16 protein-coding genes are annotated in these 14,499 nt (G+C 64.5%); 6 read left to right on the forward strand and 10 right to left on the reverse strand.

Going from position 1 to position 14,499, the window contains the following annotated elements:
* Positions 1-577: 577 nt before the first annotated feature.
* Complete coding sequence (locus tag LD110_RS22160; protein WP_225502104.1) at positions 578-1,195, forward strand: DUF305 domain-containing protein; 618 nt, start codon at positions 578-580, stop codon at positions 1,193-1,195.
* A 115-nt stretch (positions 1,196-1,310) separates the two neighbouring features.
* Here the strand turns inward: LD110_RS22160 and LD110_RS22165 are convergent, their stop codons facing one another.
* Positions 1,311-1,685 carry a DUF4190 domain-containing protein gene (locus LD110_RS22165; protein WP_225502105.1) on the reverse strand — a complete coding sequence of 125 codons (375 nt, stop codon included), beginning with the start codon at positions 1,683-1,685 and terminating at the stop codon, positions 1,311-1,313.
* A gap of 187 nt (positions 1,686-1,872) precedes the next feature.
* Positions 1,873-2,253, reverse strand: coding sequence for an RNA-binding S4 domain-containing protein (locus LD110_RS22170; RefSeq protein ID WP_225502106.1), 381 nt, complete (start codon positions 2,251-2,253; stop codon positions 1,873-1,875).
* A gap of 298 nt (positions 2,254-2,551) precedes the next feature.
* Here LD110_RS22170 and LD110_RS22175 point away from each other — a divergent pair, with 298 nt between their 5' ends.
* Entirely contained in the window at positions 2,552-3,304 is a 753-nt protein-coding gene (locus LD110_RS22175) for an SDR family NAD(P)-dependent oxidoreductase (protein ID WP_225502107.1), read from the forward strand.
* Here LD110_RS22175 and LD110_RS22180 read toward each other — a convergent pair.
* From LD110_RS22180 to LD110_RS22210, 7 genes are all read right to left on the reverse strand, one after another.
* Positions 3,301-3,492, reverse strand: a complete 192-nt coding sequence (locus LD110_RS22180) for a DUF2795 domain-containing protein (protein ID WP_225502108.1) — start codon at positions 3,490-3,492, stop codon at positions 3,301-3,303. The genes LD110_RS22175 and LD110_RS22180 overlap by 4 nt on opposite strands.
* A gap of 12 nt (positions 3,493-3,504) precedes the next feature.
* Complete coding sequence (locus LD110_RS22185; RefSeq protein ID WP_225502109.1) at positions 3,505-4,395, reverse strand: glycosyltransferase family 2 protein; 891 nt, start codon at positions 4,393-4,395, stop codon at positions 3,505-3,507.
* Positions 4,396-4,626: 231 nt separating this feature from the next.
* A complete protein-coding gene (locus LD110_RS22190; protein ID WP_225502110.1) occupies positions 4,627-5,631 on the reverse strand; it encodes an aldo/keto reductase family protein in 1,005 nt (334 codons plus the stop codon).
* A 203-nt stretch (positions 5,632-5,834) separates the two neighbouring features.
* Positions 5,835-6,491, reverse strand: coding sequence for a GntR family transcriptional regulator (locus tag LD110_RS22195; protein WP_225502111.1), 657 nt, complete (start codon positions 6,489-6,491; stop codon positions 5,835-5,837).
* A 128-nt stretch (positions 6,492-6,619) separates the two neighbouring features.
* Positions 6,620-7,621 carry a transketolase family protein gene (locus LD110_RS22200; protein WP_225502112.1) on the reverse strand — a complete coding sequence of 334 codons (1,002 nt, stop codon included), beginning with the start codon at positions 7,619-7,621 and terminating at the stop codon, positions 6,620-6,622.
* Positions 7,618-8,463, reverse strand: a complete 846-nt coding sequence (locus LD110_RS22205) for a transketolase (RefSeq protein ID WP_225502143.1) — start codon at positions 8,461-8,463, stop codon at positions 7,618-7,620. Before LD110_RS22205 ends, LD110_RS22200 begins: the two co-directional genes overlap by 4 nt.
* A gap of 187 nt (positions 8,464-8,650) precedes the next feature.
* Positions 8,651-9,988 carry an MFS transporter gene (locus LD110_RS22210; RefSeq protein ID WP_225502113.1) on the reverse strand — a complete coding sequence of 446 codons (1,338 nt, stop codon included), beginning with the start codon at positions 9,986-9,988 and terminating at the stop codon, positions 8,651-8,653.
* 251 nt (positions 9,989-10,239) lie between these two features.
* On the opposite strand from LD110_RS22210, the gene LD110_RS22215 reads away from it, so the two are divergent.
* From LD110_RS22215 to LD110_RS22230, 4 genes are all read left to right on the forward strand, one after another.
* The gene (locus tag LD110_RS22215) at positions 10,240-11,085 is read left to right on the forward strand and encodes a sugar phosphate isomerase/epimerase (protein ID WP_225502114.1); all 846 of its coding nucleotides are present in this window, start codon (positions 10,240-10,242) and stop codon (positions 11,083-11,085) included.
* 83 nt (positions 11,086-11,168) lie between these two features.
* Positions 11,169-11,945, forward strand: coding sequence for an SDR family NAD(P)-dependent oxidoreductase (locus tag LD110_RS22220; RefSeq protein WP_225502115.1), 777 nt, complete (start codon positions 11,169-11,171; stop codon positions 11,943-11,945).
* A gap of 49 nt (positions 11,946-11,994) precedes the next feature.
* Positions 11,995-13,758: a dihydroxyacetone kinase family protein gene (locus tag LD110_RS22225; protein ID WP_225502116.1), complete on the forward strand. Its 1,764-nt coding sequence runs from the start codon at positions 11,995-11,997 to the stop codon at positions 13,756-13,758.
* Positions 13,759-13,824: 66 nt separating this feature from the next.
* Positions 13,825-14,289, forward strand: coding sequence for a ribose-5-phosphate isomerase (locus tag LD110_RS22230; protein WP_263855451.1), 465 nt, complete (start codon positions 13,825-13,827; stop codon positions 14,287-14,289).
* Between the two features lie 11 nt (positions 14,290-14,300).
* Here the strand turns inward: LD110_RS22230 and LD110_RS22235 are convergent, their stop codons facing one another.
* Positions 14,301-14,459: a hypothetical protein gene (locus tag LD110_RS22235; RefSeq protein ID WP_225502117.1), complete on the reverse strand. Its 159-nt coding sequence runs from the start codon at positions 14,457-14,459 to the stop codon at positions 14,301-14,303.
* Between the last annotated feature and the right edge of the window lie 40 nt (positions 14,460-14,499).

Genomic DNA, 14,499 nt, shown 5'->3' on the forward strand with positions numbered 1-14,499 from the left:
GGACACGTTGCCGGCCAGGATGAGCGCGGCGGACACGTTGCCGGCCAGGATGAGCGCGGCGGACACGTTGCCGGCCACGACGAGCACGCCAGACAAGTTGCCGGCCACGACGAGCACGCCAGACAAGTTGCCGACCACGATGAGCACGCCGGACAAGTTGCCGGCCACGCCGGGGCAGTATCCCGGTCCATCCAGCAGGCCGAGCCGCCTCTTCCCGTGTCGGTGAAGGACCATTCCTGCGCAGGGCCGCAGGGCTCCTGCCCGGCGATGTCCGGAATGCATGTTGTCTGCGTGCCCGCTCCGGGAAGCGCGCCGCTGGCGGTGCAGCCCCCTTCCTTGGTAACGCTCGACGGCGGTCTGCCGCTCGCGCGCGACGGCCTGCCGCCGTCGTACTGCTACAGACCCGGCAGTCCTTCGCCGGGTGAGCTGAGTATCAGCAGGACGTGAATGGCTTTCGGGAGGAAAACTCCCTCCAAGGCCTCCCCAAGGGGGCCAAGCGGCGGATGCCGTGGAGGCCTCCGCCTGACCAATTCACAAAGCGCTCCTGCGCGTAAAACTCCCAGAAGGACGCAACCCAATGAACAAGAAGCTGCTCACAATCCCGGCCACGGCAGTTGCCCTCGCCATCGCCCTGGCCGGCTGTGCGTCATCCGGCTCCGGCTCGAGCTCAACCGGAATGGACCACTCGATGCACGACACGGCGTCTGCCTCGGCCTCGGCGTCGGCCAATTCCGCGGACCACAACATGGCGGACGCGATGTTCGCCCAGATGATGATTCCGCACCACTCCCAGGCCGTGACCATGAGCGACATCATGCTGGCCAAGCAGGGCCTGCCAGTGCCCGCGACGGACCTCGCCAAGAGGATCAAGGCCGCACAAGGTCCTGAGATCGAGACCATGACGGGCTGGCTGAAGTCCTGGAATGAGCCCACAGCGTCCTCGTCGCACAGCAGCCACAGCATGGCCGGCATGTTGGGCGACGACGAACTGGCCAAGCTCAAGGCATCCCAGGGAGCGGAAGCCGCCAAGCTGTTTATGTCGCAGATGATCGCGCACCACGAGGGCGCCATCACCATGGCCAAGACCCAGCAAAGCGACGGCAAGAACGCCGCGGCCATTGCCCTGGCCAAGGACATCATCAAGGCCCAGGAGGCTGAGATCGAAGAGATGAAGAAGTTGCTGACTACCCTTTAGGGGACGCAGTGAGGAGCCGCCCTGCCGACCCGGATCAAGTGCATCCTGGCCGGCGGGACGGCTCCTTGGCTTCGGCCGGTGATCCCCCAGTTAGACCACCGGTCGTGCTGCGTCGTTAGCTGCAGGTGATGGTGACGTTGTTGACGTAGTGCACGCCAGGCCCGAGTTCCGCACACTGCTGTGCTATGAACCCTAATCCAGCGATCGTGGTAATAAGGATAAGCGCGCCAGCAATTGTGCCAAGCGCACCGATGATAATTCCGGCAATTGCGAATCCGTTGTTGGCACGGGCCTTGCGGGACTGCACCAATGCCACAATGCTCAGGATCAGACCGATTGTTGTCAGCGGACCCAGCAGCGACAGGACAAAACCGACAATTCCGAGCGTCTTCCCGGGCACAGTGGCAGTGGTGGGTCGGGGATACTCGTAAGGTGTCGGTTGGAAATTGGGCTGGCCGCCGGGGGCCGAGCCGGGGACACTTTGGGACATGGTTCCCTCCGAAGGGCGAGTTGAGACCGGTTAATTCCGTTAATTCCTTGAGGGCTGGTCCTACAACGAATGGATCAACCCACGGCCACAGTAATCCGCCACGCACAGAATGTCAGCGGGCAATGACTCAAGATTCGCGCAAATTCCGTTTCTTCCGGCGATTTGGTGTCCCCGCATTGGCCACAGCTTAGTGACCGCGCAATTTCTCCATGTCGCGGCGATCTTTCTTGGTGGGACGTCCCGCGCCGCGGTCCCGCTGCGGCAGGCCGAGCATCGGCGCAACAGGCCGCGGCGGCGTGTGGTCCGTGAAGCAGTGCGACGCCGCCTCCGCGCCAACTCGTTTGGCGATGAGGCGCCTGACTTCGAGGATCCGCTCAAATCCCGATTCCCGGACGCGGACCGTGTCGCCCGGAACAATGGTTTGCGAGGCCTTGACCGGATTCCCGTTGAGCCGCACATGCCCTGCTCGGCACGCGGCCGTGGCAGCAGACCGGGTCTTGTAGGCGCGGACCGCCCACAGCCAGGCATCGACGCGGACAGTCGCAGGGGCGGAAGGAAGGCTTGTCATGGTTGCGCAAGAGTATAGCCGGTGAACGCTCGACGCCGTCGCGCCGGGCGGGGTGGGGGCGTCGGGCTGGGCGGGGCGGGGCCGGAGGCCGTCGGGCCGCGCGGGGGCAGGGCCGGTGCCGGGCGGGGCAGGGCCGGTGCCGGGGCCGTCGGGCTGGGGGCCGTCGGGCCGGGAAGGTCCCGATACTCTTGACAGCCGCATCCGGCAGGTGGACATTCGGGAAAACGCAAAACTGCGCCCGGTCCCTGGCCTGACAAATGCGGGCCTGACGCTTTCCGGCATTCGGAAGGACAAAGTGATGCTTCTCGAGAACAAAACAGCCGTGATTTATGGGGCTGGCGGAGCGATTGGCGGCGCCGTCGCCAGAGCATTCGCGGCCGAGGGCGCCACAGTCTATCTCGCGGGAAGGACCCAGGAGAGGCTGGACCGGGTGGCGCGGGACATCCAAGCGAACGGCGGGACGGCCAGGACCGCGCTCGTAGACGCCCTCGACGAACAGCAGGTAGACGCCTTCGTGGACGGTGTGGCCAAGCGGGCTGGACGCATCGACATTTCTTTCAACGTGATTTCGTTCGGCGATGTTCAGCAACCGCTTATGGAGATCAGCGCGGACCACTTCCTGCAGCCAGTGGCGGTGGCCCTACGAAGCCAATTCCTGACCACGCGCGCCGCCGCGCGCCACATGATCAAGGCGCGGTCCGGCGTCGTACTGACCTTTGGCGGTTCAGGACCGCAGACGTTGCCGGGACTGGGCGGCTTCAAAGTGGCGCTCGACGCGATGGAGGGCCTCCGGCGTCAGTGGGCCACCGAGTTGGGACGAAACGGCGTGCGTGTAGTCACCTTGGTGACGGGTGGCATCCTGGAAACCATTCCTTGGCAGACAGAAGGCCGCGAGGAGATCGAGCGCGACATCCAGGCGGCCGCCCACCTGAATAGGACGGCCACCCTGGATGACGTGGGCCACGCGGCGGTGTTTGCGGCATCGGATCGGGCCGGGGCCATAACCGACGCCACCATCAACATTTCGGCTGGTGCAATTGTCGACTACTAGCCAGACAACGCCGACGTAACCTCAGTCGGGGCGCCATACTCCTTGTCCGGAAGGTTTTCCAAGGCATCAAGGATGTTTTGGTCCGCGCCTTCGTCCTTTGCCCTCGAGACCAGGGCGTCCTTGCTGGCGGGATAATCGATGCCGCCTAGGAATTTCTGGACCTGAATAGGGTTTGGCGTTTCGGCCATTTTCATTCCTTTCTACTTAGACCGCAGGCGGTTCGCCTGGGCCTCTTTGAAAACCACATCAAAAGCCTCCACCGGCCTGTTGGGAATTGTGGTGGGGGATTCAAGATGGACTGCCCCGGAGGGCAGGATTCCGGCGCCGCCGTAGCACTCCATGACGCGCCACTGCACGGCCACATCCTCGCCGCTGTGTTCGGGAGGCAGCTCATTCCAGAATTTGAAGCCCCCCACGGATTCGAGGGCCGTTCGCCGGTACATGGTGCAGCCGCCGATCCAAGCCACTTTGTAGGGAATCCACTGGCCTTCCTGGAGCTGCAATTCTTCGCTGAGATGGACTAGGTTGGCGGCGCTGTGAAGCGGCCAACGCTCAAAGCCAGCCTGATTGGGTCGGATCCTTTCCGGCGTCACTGGTCCCTGCCACGGTTCAAAGTGACACGTGTCAGACGGCCGCCGGTCGTCGACGTAGGACAAGCCCTGCGGCGCCATTCCCACAAAGCCGCAGCCGAGTTGTTCAAGCGCTTTAGTCATTCGGGCCAAGGAGCCGGGCTCCAGCCACACGTCGTCGTCCAGGAACAGCACTTGGTCGGCGCTGGAGTGATCCAGCAGGAACTGTCGATGTTCAGCCAGCCCACGTCGGGGAAGGTGCCTCAGCAGGTCGACAGACGTTCCCTGGACACGGAGGACGCGCAGTATCGCTGCTACGGGGCCATGTTCCCAGCCGGCCAACCCTTCCGACTGGTCGCTCAGTACCAGTCGGAAGGCTGGGCCGTCCTGGGCCGCCAGGCCAGCCAACGTCACGGCCAATTCGCCGGGCCTGTTGCAGGTGGGCAACAGGACGTCCACATCAGCTTTCGGGTGGTTGTGCGCTGGTGCCCAGCGCGCTGACGATTGGCGAATCGTGATCACCGCCTTATGGTTCCGGGGGCGTCGACTTCCGTTCCGCAGGGTACGTACCCAGAAATTGGGGGCCGTAACTATTCAGCGCTAAATCTCGTGAAGGTTGGACCGGCAGCCACCGGGCCGGGCCAGCCACCGGGCCGAGCCAGCCAGCCGCCGCCGAGCCAGCCGGGCCGGGCCAGCCAGCCGCCGGGCCGAGCCAGCCAGCCGCCGCCGAGCCAGCCGGCCTCGGGCCTGGGCTCAGGCTTCCCGTGTTTCGGGCGACTTCGTCTGGGCCGGGTCCCGCTCGGCGAGGTGACCGATCGCGCCGTCGATCTTGTCCATCAGCACCGAGTCAAGGACGACGCCGGACGCCGCGACGCTGTCTGCGATCTGTTCGGGACGCGAGGCACCAATGATCGCGGAGGCAACGTTCTTGTTCTGCAGGACCCAGGCCACCGCGAGCTGCGGCATGGACAAACCTGCCTCTTGGGCGATCGGCTTGAGTTGCTGCACACCTTCCAGGATGTCGTCGCGCATCCAGCGCTTGATCATCCGGGCGCCACCCTTGTCATCGGTAGCTCGGCTGCCTTCTGGGACGGCCTGGCCAGGAACGTACTTGCCGCTGAGCACGCCCTGCGCCATGGGGGACCAGACGATTTGGGAGATGCCCAATTCTTCGGATGCCGGTACCACTTCGGCTTCGATCACGCGCCAGAGCATGGAGTACTGGGGCTGGTTGGAGATTAAGTGGATGCCGAGTTCCTGCGCCAGGGCGTGGCCGGCGCGGAGCTGCTCGGCGGTCCATTCGCTGACGCCGATGTACAGGGCTTTGCCTTGGCGGACAATATCGGCGAAAGCCTGCATCGTTTCTTCGAGCGGTGTTTCGAAGTCGTAGCGATGGGCCTGGTAGAGGTCCACATAGTCGGTCTGGAGCCGGCGGAGCGAGCCGTTGATGGACTCCATGATGTGCTTGCGGGACAGCCCTACGTCGTTGTGGCCCTTGGGACCTGTGGGGCCAAAGACCTTGGTGAAGATTTCCAGGGATTCCCGGCGCTCGCCCTTCAGCGCCTCGCCGAGGACCGATTCTGCGCCGGTGTTTGCGTAGACGTCCGCGGTGTCGAAGGTGGTGATACCGGAGTCGAGTGCAGCACGGACGCACTGGGTGGCGACGTCGTTCTCCACTTGGGAAGCATGGGTGAGCCAGTTGCCAAACGTGATTTCCGAGATCTTGAAGCCTGAGTTGCCAAGGTATCTGAATTCCATGGCCTTCACGCTAGCCCAGGGCATGGTGTCCGGGAAAGGGTTTTCCACCTGACCTTGGGTTCGCCGGACCTGGCCTTGGGTTCGCCAGAATCCCCGTGGTCGCTGGAACCTCTCAAAGTCGCCCGTCGCTTCGGGCGAGTGGGCACCCTTGCCGCTGGCCCGCACGTTTCCGGCGACCTCGACGGCGGCCGCCGGAGCAAGTCCTACGCCACTAGGTTCTCTGCAGCGCCGTCCATGTGTTCGATGATCGTCTCGCGGGCCTGCGCCGCGTTGCCTGTTTCGATGGCGGCCACAATGTCGTGGTGGCGGCCAACACTCATGTTCTTTACGGCGCGCTCCAGCCCCGCGTACATGATGGACATGCGAATCGAGCCCTCCAGCGATTCCCAGGAGTGCAACAAAGTCTCGTTGTCGGACAGCCGGCAGAGTGTCCGGTGGAATTCCAGGTCCGCTTCAATGCGGTCCTCAAGGGAGGACTTGGCCGCATCGTCCATGCTCTCGACGGCGGCACGCAGTTGGGCCACTGCTGCGTCCTTGTTGTGCCGCTCGCACAACGTCCGGGCCGCAAGGGACTCGAGGACAGCCCGGACCGCGAAAATGTCACGTATTTCCTTGGCATCCAAATGGCGCACGGAAAGCCGGCCCCGGGGACCCGCCGACACCAGGCCCTCTTGTTCCAATTGGCGCAGGGCTTCGCGGAGGGTGCCGCGGCTGATCTGCAGCATCTCGGACAGCTCGGTCTCCACCAGGTGCCGTCCAGGCTCCAGTTCTCCACTGGTTATGGCCCGGCGCAGGGCAATGAGCGCCTGTTCGCGCAGGCTCTTCTTTTCCAGTCCTAGCAGGGAAGCTGGTGCGGCCATGATGGATCCTCAATGTCAGGTTTCGACTGCTGACAGTCGCTGTGTTAACTGTTGATCTTACGGGCAGGAGCGCGAGACCGGCAGTTCCGCCGGCCCCGCGCTCCCAGAAAAGGTGTGGCGGGCTGTGGTTAGCCCAATTCCTCCAGCACCTTCGCCACAATCCGGTCCACCGACAGACCGTACCGTTCGTGCAGCGTGGGCAGCGCACCGGCGTCGAGGAACGCGTCCGGCAGGGCCACCGGAACCACCCGCTTGCCCAGCCCGGCCGCGACGACGGCGGACGCCACCGTCTCGAACAGGCCGCCCACCACGGTGTGGTTCTCCAGAGTGACCGCCAAGCGGTCCGTATTGATCTCGCGGAGGACAGTGGACGCGTCAAAGGGCTTGATGGTGGGCGTATGGACGACGGCGACGTCAACATTGTGAGCGGCCAGCGCCTCCGCGGCCTGGAGCGCGCGCATTGTCATGAGGCCGCTCGAGACAAACACCACGTCGTTGCCGCCGCGCAGCACTTTGGCCTTGCCGAGCTCAAACTTGTAGTCGTACTCGTCCAGCACGGTGGGCACGTTGCCCCGCAAAAGGCGCAGGTACGTAGGCCCCTCGGAAGCAGCCAGCTGGGGAACCGCCTGTTCGATATCCACCGAGTCGCAGGGATCCACAATGGTCAGGTTCGGCATGCCGCGGAAGATGGCCATGTCCTCAGTTGCCTGGTGGCTGGGACCGTACCCTGTGGTGAGGCCCGGCAGGCCACCAACAATGTTAACGTTGAGGTTCGGTTCCGCTATGTCCAGGCACAGGAAGTCGTAGGCCCGGCGCGCAGCGAACACCGAGTACGTCGAAGCGAACGGCACCAGCCCGGTTTCGGCAAGTCCGGCCGCCGCGCCGAAGAGCAACTGCTCGGCCATGCCCATCTGGAAGAAGCGCTCCGGGACCGCCTTGGCGAAGATGTGCATGTCCGTGTATTTGCCAAGGTCAGCTGTAAGGCCAACAATCCGCTGGTCTGCCTCGGCGGCCTTGACCAGGGCATGGCCAAAGGGAGCGGACGTGGTCTTTTGGCCCGGGTCCGCGAACGACGCGATCATCGCTGACGTCTTCAGCTTCGGTTTTGTGCTCGCAACGGTGGTGCTCATGCGGAAGCCGTCCCTTCAAATCCGGCAGCCAGCTGCTCGCGGCAAATCTGCCATTCGTGTTCTTCGATGCGCATGAAGTGCGCCTTTTCGCGGGTTTCCAACAGTGGTACTCCGCGGCCAACCCTGGTGTCGCAGAGGATCACGGACGGCCTGCCCTCCGGGGCGGCCACAGCGGCGGCGTTGTCGAACGCCTCAAGCAAGGCGCCGACGTCGTTCCCGTCCACCCGCTGGGCGTACCAGCCAAAGGCTTCCCATTTTTCCAACACGGGTTCCGTGCGCAACACCGTGTTGGTGGCGCCGTCGGCCTGGAGGGCATTGATGTCCACCATGGCGGTGAGGTTGCCCAGGCGGTGGTGGTGCGCGCCCATAGCTGCTTCCCACGTGGAGCCCTCGTCGAGTTCGCCGTCGGAGAGGAAGTTGAAGACGCGGGCGCCGCGGCCCTCGTATTCAGTTCCCTGGTGCCGGAGTCCCAGGGCCATTCCAACAGCGATGGTCAAGCCGTGGCCGAGCGAGCCGCCGGAGATCTCCATACCGGGCGTGTACGTGGACATTCCGGACATGGGGAGCCGGGAGTCGTCAGAGCCATAGGTCTCAAGTTCGGACACCGGAATGATGCCAGCTTCTGCCACCGCGGCGTAGTGCCCGATCGCATAGTGGCCGGTTGACAGCAGGAAGCGGTCGCGGACCTCCCAATGCGGGTCCTCAGCACGGTAGCGGAGCTGGTCGGTGTAGACGGTTGCCAGGATGTCCGCGGCACCCAGGGCCTGGCCCACATAGCCCTGGCCCTGGACCTCACCCATGTTGAGGGCGTGATTGCGGATTCGGTAGGCGGCCGAGGACACTGCGAGGTGTCGATCAGCAACGCGCTCGACGGCGTTAGTCGCCTGATGCGATGGGGTCGACTCTGTGGAGGTGGTAGTCAAAGGAGAATCCTTCCAAAGATGGTGGGCGGCCGCCGGATGAGGCACCTAGGAGTACCAGTACGACGGCGGCCGCGCGCCCGTGTGCCAAGAGGCTGGCTAGTGACTCTTAGGCCGAGATGGTCGAGGGTGTTTTCCGGGCGGCTTCTTCGGCGAGCTGGCGCTCGCGCTTGCCCCAGGTCTCACGGGTGACCAGTGCTGCCCAGAGCCCGATCGCTGCGTAGAGGCTGAACAGCGCGGCAGGGCCTACCCAACCGAAGCTGACGAACAGCAGGGTGGTGATGAACGGTGTGAAGCCGGAAACCATTGCGGAGATTTGGTAGGCCAACGAAGCGCCGGACGAGCGGGTCTTGGCCTGGAACAGCTCCGGGAACCACGGGCCTTGGGCGCCGGCCAGGGAGTTCTGGCACACGGCGTAGGAGATCACGATCGTGGCGATGATGAACAGGAACAATCCGGTGTTGACCAGGAGGAACATCGGGATGCCAAAGGCCACGGCGAACAAGGTGGACCAGACGTAGACCGGGCGGCGTCCAACCTTGTCCGTGAGCTTGCCCCAGGCGTAGGTGGCGAAGATGCCGATTGCTGCCGCGATGCACAGTGCGATCAGGGTTTGCGTCTTGTCAGCCAGCTTGGCGCTGTTGAGGTAGGAAATCATGTACGTGACGGAAACGGCGTAGCCAGCGGTCTCCGCAATGCGCAGGCCGATGCCGCGCACGATGTTCCGCCAGTCGTCGCGGATAACCTCGACGATGGGGGACTTCACGATGTCGCCCTTGTTCTTGACGTCCTCAAACACCGGGGATTCCGGCACCTTGGAGCGGATGATCAGGCCCACGGCCACCAGCAGGATGCTTGCAAGGAACGGAATGCGCCAGGCCCATTCGCTGCCGAGTTGTACGCTTCCCAGGAACACGAGGTTGGCGAGCAGGAGGCCCACTGGGAAGCCAGCCTGGACGATGCCGGTGAATTGGCCCTTTTTCTTCCACGGAGCGTGCTCGTAACTCATGAGGATGGCGCCGCCCCATTCGGCACCGAAGGCCAAGCCCTGGATGATGCGGACGATCACCAGAAGAGCAGGAGCGAGGAGGCCCACCTGGCTGTAGGTGGGGAGCAAGCCGATGGCGAAAGTCGCCAGGCCCATGAGGATTAGCGAGGCAACCAGCACCGGCTTGCGGCCCAGCTTGTCGCCGAGGTGTCCGCCGATGATACCGCCCAGGGGGCGGGCCGCGAAGCCGACGCCGAGCGTGGCGAAGGAGGCCAGCGTTCCCGTGACAGGGTCTGCACCCGGGAAGAAGGCGGTGCCGAAGTAGAGGGCTGCAGCGGTGCCGAAACCGATGAAGTCATAGGTTTCGATGACAGCGCCAACGCCGGAGCCGACGGCCACGCGCTTGGCTTCCTTGGTTCCGTGAATAGGACCACGCATGGTCAGAGCTTCATTGCTCATTTGGATTTTCCCTTTCGAGTAGTGACCGGTGCGGCTGCGCACCAGCACTGTCGACAGTCAACATGATATGCCAGTGTGACCGACACCACCAGCAATGTCAACAGTCAACGGTGCAGGTTGACTGTTGACAGTTAACGCATCTAAAGTGGTTTCCATCACGTTTCGCCGGTGAGGTCCACCCGTGGTCCGCACAAGTCCACCTGTGGTCCGCACAAACGGCTCAACCCATTGCTCCAGCAGAAGGTCCAACGATGTTCCACACCAGACTGGGCTGCTCCTCGATCAGCTTCCGCCACCAAGTCCTGCCTGAGGCCCTCAGCACGATGGCTAGGCTCGGCTTCGAGGAAATCGACCTAGGCGCATTGCCCGGCGTCTGCGACCACGTGCCATACGTTTTGGATGCGGCTGCGGTAGACGCCGTAGCCGCCGACGTGGCGGCCTCCGGGCTGCGTGTCCGTTCCGTGAACGGTGACGTTGGGGACCTCAACGCAGTGCTCGACGCCGGACAGCGCCACGAGCGCGAGCGTCACCTTGAGATGCTCCTGACCCTGGCAGCCAAGACAGGCGCCAAGGCGCTGGTCCTCCCATGCGGCGCGATCAACCACGAACCGCTCCGCGGCAGCCTTGAAGAAGACATCGACGCTGTCGCCGCCGAACTCATCGCAGCGTCCCAGGCCGCGATGCGTCACGGCGTCGAGCTCTGGACTGAATCGCTGCACTATTTCCGGCTCTGCTGGAACTTGGAGCGCGCCCAACTGCTGGCCGACCGGCTGGCGGGGTCCGACGTCGGGATTGTGATGGACTTCAGCCATATCGTCGCCTCCGGTGGCGACCCTGTGGAATTCGTGGACCGCTTCGGAGGCTGGATCACCCATGTTCACCTCCGCGACGCCATCCCCGCCACGGAGCAGGCGTCCGGGAACATCAACCTGAGCGTCGGCAACGGCAAGGCCAATTTCGGCGCCGGGCTCTCGGCGCTACGGAATGCCGGCTACCAGGGCCACTTCTCGCTGGAACTGGAAACCCGCGACGTAAGCCATGACGAACGGCCGGCAGCCGCCGCAAAAGCCGCAAGCTTCATCACCGACCTCATCTGAGCCTTTTCCGAACCACCTTTCAACCGCCGGTGGCAGCCGCCATTGCCTGCCGCCGTCGACCTTAACCACAACAGGAGCACTACATGTCCAGCACCATCCAGCGCACTGCCGTCCTCACCGGGGCCACCTCGGAGCGCGGTATCGGCATCACCACCGCCCGCCGTTACGCCCGCCAGGGCTGGGGCGTCGTCATCCTCGACCTCGACGGTGAGAAGTCGGCCAAGGTTGCCGCCGAGATCGGCAACGAGTTCAACGTCCCCGCGTTCGGCTACGAGATTGACGTCGCCAACGAGCAGTCGGTCCAGGCTGCCCAGGCCGCTGTTGCCGCCGAAGTCGCCGCGGGCAACCTTCCCCCAGTGGGCGCGCTCGCCAACATCGCCGGGATCACGTCCCCGATTCCGTTCCTTGAGACCACTGTCGAGCTGTGGCACAAGGTCATGGACGTCAACGCCACGGGCACCTACCTGGTTACCAAGGCGTTCCTGCCGGACATGATCGCCAATGGCTGGGGCCGCATCGTGAACATGTCCTCCGTGTCCGCCCAGCGCGGTGGCGGCGTCTTCGGCAAGGTGCCCTACTCCGCTGCCAAGGCTGCCATCCTCGGCCTCACCAAGGCGCTGGCCCGAGAAATCGCCACCACCGGCGTCACGGTCAACGCCATCACCCCGGGCGCCGTTGACACCAACATTCGCGTGGGAAGCACCGAGGAGCAGGAGGCCGCCATCAACGCCGGCATCCCGATGGGCCGCAACGCCACCGCCGAGGAAGTGGCCGCCGCCATCACCTTCCTGTCCTCCGAGGACTCCGCCTACCTGACCGGAACCACCCTGGACATCAACGGCGGAAGCCACATGCACTAAACGGGCTCCGACACTTCCCACTCCGCCTCCGGCACCTTAGGAATCCAGCATGACCAGAATCTTCAACGATCCCGCCGACTTCGCCGACGAAGCGCTGGCCGGCTTCTGCGACGCCCACTCCGACCTGGTCCGCCAGGTCGACGGCGGTGCCGTTCGCCGCACGCGCCCCGCCGCGCCCAAGGTTGCCGTTATCACCGGCGGTGGTTCGGGACACTACCCGGCCTTCGCGGGCATCATCGGCCCGGGTTTCGCCGACGGTGCCGTGGTGGGCAATATCTTCACCTCGCCGTCCACGCAGCAGGCCTACTCCGTGGCCAAGGCCGCACACTGCGGTGCCGGCGTCGTCTTCACCTACGGCAACTATGCCGGTGACGTGCTGAACTTTGGCATGGCCAGCGAGAGGTTGGCCGCCGAGGGCATCGCGGTGGAGAACGTCCTGGTCACTGACGACGTGGCCAGCGCGCCGCCGCACGAAATCGACAAGCGGCGCGGCATCGCGGGGGACTTTGTGGTGTTCAAGGTTATGGGCGCCGCCGCTGAGGCTGGCTTGGAGTTGTCCGAGGTGGTCCGGGTGGGCCGCAAAGCGAACGCGCTGACCCGGACCATCGGTACTGCTTTCGGCGGGTGCACTTTCCCCGGCGCGGACAAGCCGCTGTTCACCCTGTCGGACGGCCAGATGGGCCTGGGGCTGGGTATCCACGGAGAACCGGGGCTGTTCGACACCGAGCTGCCCTCCGCCGTCGAACTCGGCACGGAACTGGTGCGGCGCGTCCTTGAGGAGGCGCCGTCCGGGACCGCGGGAGGGCGAATCGCGGTGATTCTCAATGGCCTCGGTTCCACCAAGCTCGAGGAGCTGTTCGTCCTGTGGCGGACCGTGGCCCCCTTGTTGCGCGAAGCGGGCTACACGCTGGTAATGCCCGAGGTTGGCGAGCTGGTCACCAGCCTGGACATGGCTGGTGTGTCTTTGACACTGACGTGGTTGGATGAGGAGCTCGAGGAGTACTGGACAGCTCCGGCGCTCACGCCGGCCTACCGTCGCGGTTCAGTCGCAGGATTCGTCATTGCGGATGGCGGGGACACCGCCGTCGACCACGATGCCGTCACCCAAGCGGGCTACGAAGCCACCGAGGCCTCCCGCGACTATGCCCGGCTAGCTGTCGAAGCGCTCAGCACCGCAGCCCGCGAACTCCAGGAAGCGGAGGCGGAACTCGGTGCCATGGACGCCATTGCCGGGGACGGTGACCATGGGCGCGGCATGGTCCGCGGGTCGTCGGCTGCAGTCGCTGCAGCAGTCCAGGCATTTGAAAGCGGTGCGGGGGCCGGCTCAGTCCTGATGGCCGCCGGAGATGCCTGGGCGGACAAAGCCGGCGGCACCTCGGGCGTCCTGTGGGGAGCCGGTTTGCGCTCCTTTGGCGAGCGGATCGATGACGCTGAATTCCCGACGTCGGACGTGCTGGCGGACGCGGTCCGTGCCTTTACCGGGCGGATCACCGGGCTCGGCAAGGCCGAGTTGGGAGACAAGACCATGGTTGACTCGCTGCTCCCGTTTACCTCCTCCCTCACTTCGGCTATCGCCTCCGGTGTGGATGCTCCCGAAGCCTGGTCCACCGCGGCCGCCGACGCGGCAGCTGCTGCCAAGGCCACAGCGTCGCTAAGGCCGCAGAAGGGGCGGGCCCGTCCTCTCGCCGAGAAGAGCGTCGGTACGCCCGATCCCGGGGCGACGTCCCTGGCTATGGTCTTTGCCGTCGTCGGGCCTTACCTCACCGCAGAACCCTCCAAGCAACTGGCCACAGCGGACTCCGCCGACTCCTGAAACCGCCAGCTACTGGTCCCGGGCCTGGTCCCGGGCCTGGTCCCGGGCCAACAAGAAAGGATTTCCATGCGCATCATCGTGGGCGCCGACGAAGCAGGCGTTGACTACAAGAACCAGATCCTGGCCGACCTCCGGGCCGACGCCAGAGTCACCGAGGTCATTGACATCGGAGTGAACCGCACGGACTCAGCCGAGGAATTCACCAAGCCGTACCCGTACGTGGGCCTTGCAGCGGGCCAATTGATCCGCGAGGGCAAGGCGGACCGGGCGTTGCTGTTCTGCGGCACGGGCATCGGCGTGGCGATCGCCGCCAACAAGGTGGAGGGAATCAGGGCGGCCACGGCGCACGACTCGTTCTCCGTCGAACGGTCCATCCTGTCCAACGACTGCCAGGTCCTGACCATGGGGCAGCGTGTCGTCGGGCTGGAGTTGGCACGGCGGCTCGCGAAGGAATGGCTTGGCTATGTGTTCGACCCTTCCTCGGCATCAGCTGCCAAGGTCAAGGTCCTCAACGAATACGAGGGTTGCTAGCGGTTCCACCCTCAGTAGGCGTCGAGGTATCGAACGTCGTTCATCCAGCCCAGTTCCGCATCGACGATCTCCTCGTCGAACGGCGCTTCCGCGGATCCAGGGCTGTTGTCCTCTGTGGAAGTGGCCGCCGAAGCGGTGGCTGACTGCTTCATCGCCGCGTCAAATCCCATGGGTACTCCTTGAGGATTGGTGGTGTCGTCCTGACACCTT

Origin of the sequence: Arthrobacter sp. M4 (assembly GCF_020251205.1) — a bacterium.
Lineage (GTDB): Bacteria > Actinomycetota > Actinomycetes > Actinomycetales > Micrococcaceae > Arthrobacter.

Excerpts from the sequence above, each read along its gene's own strand:
- LD110_RS22160 (WP_225502104.1), top strand. The coding sequence starts at position 578 with ATGAACAAGAAGCTGCTCACAATCCCGGCCACGGCAGTTGCCCTCGCC.
- LD110_RS22165 (WP_225502105.1), bottom strand. The coding sequence starts at position 1,685 with ATGTCCCAAAGTGTCCCCGGCTCGGCCCCCGGCGGCCAGCCCAATTTC.
- LD110_RS22170 (WP_225502106.1), bottom strand. The coding sequence starts at position 2,253 with ATGACAAGCCTTCCTTCCGCCCCTGCGACTGTCCGCGTCGATGCCTGG.
- LD110_RS22175 (WP_225502107.1), top strand. The coding sequence starts at position 2,552 with ATGCTTCTCGAGAACAAAACAGCCGTGATTTATGGGGCTGGCGGAGCG.
- LD110_RS22180 (WP_225502108.1), bottom strand. The coding sequence starts at position 3,492 with ATGGCCGAAACGCCAAACCCTATTCAGGTCCAGAAATTCCTAGGCGGC.
- LD110_RS22190 (WP_225502110.1), bottom strand. The coding sequence starts at position 5,631 with ATGGAATTCAGATACCTTGGCAACTCAGGCTTCAAGATCTCGGAAATC.
- LD110_RS22195 (WP_225502111.1), bottom strand. The coding sequence starts at position 6,491 with ATGGCCGCACCAGCTTCCCTGCTAGGACTGGAAAAGAAGAGCCTGCGC.
- LD110_RS22200 (WP_225502112.1), bottom strand. The coding sequence starts at position 7,621 with ATGAGCACCACCGTTGCGAGCACAAAACCGAAGCTGAAGACGTCAGCG.
- LD110_RS22210 (WP_225502113.1), bottom strand. The coding sequence starts at position 9,988 with ATGAGCAATGAAGCTCTGACCATGCGTGGTCCTATTCACGGAACCAAG.
- LD110_RS22215 (WP_225502114.1), top strand. The coding sequence starts at position 10,240 with ATGTTCCACACCAGACTGGGCTGCTCCTCGATCAGCTTCCGCCACCAA.
- LD110_RS22220 (WP_225502115.1), top strand. The coding sequence starts at position 11,169 with ATGTCCAGCACCATCCAGCGCACTGCCGTCCTCACCGGGGCCACCTCG.
- LD110_RS22225 (WP_225502116.1), top strand. The coding sequence starts at position 11,995 with ATGACCAGAATCTTCAACGATCCCGCCGACTTCGCCGACGAAGCGCTG.
- LD110_RS22230 (WP_263855451.1), top strand. The coding sequence starts at position 13,825 with ATGCGCATCATCGTGGGCGCCGACGAAGCAGGCGTTGACTACAAGAAC.
- LD110_RS22235 (WP_225502117.1), bottom strand. The coding sequence starts at position 14,459 with ATGGGATTTGACGCGGCGATGAAGCAGTCAGCCACCGCTTCGGCGGCC.